This window comes from Clostridium sp. DL1XJH146 (genome assembly GCF_054819755.1).
The window spans coordinates 1-253 of sequence record NZ_JBTVVN010000159.1 but is presented as its reverse complement, the minus strand read 5'-3'; the positions used below and the strand labels follow the sequence as shown (position 1 = coordinate 253).

Annotated in this window: 1 pseudogene; it reads left to right on the top strand. The window is 52.6% G+C overall.

Annotated elements, in window-relative coordinates:
* Positions 1–13 precede the first annotated feature (13 nt).
* Positions 14–253: pseudogene (locus tag ACVHXK_RS18925) on the top strand (glycosyltransferase family 4 protein); the annotation flags it as partial.

Below are 253 nucleotides of genomic sequence, written 5' to 3'. Positions count from 1 at the left end.
GGTGGAGGCTTTCGTGAAGCAGCATTCGTTGCAAGACACTGTACACTGCGTGGGGCGTCACCCGCTGGAATCCATGCCGCTCTTCTTCGAGCGAGCCGATGTGATGCTCGTATCTCTCCACGACACTACCATTTTCCGCCTCACGCTCCCTGCAAAATTCCAAGCCTATATGAACTCTGGAAAACCCATCTTAGCAGTAATCAATGGCGAAGGACAGAGCGTCATAGAAAAGGCACAATGCGGACTCCATTCC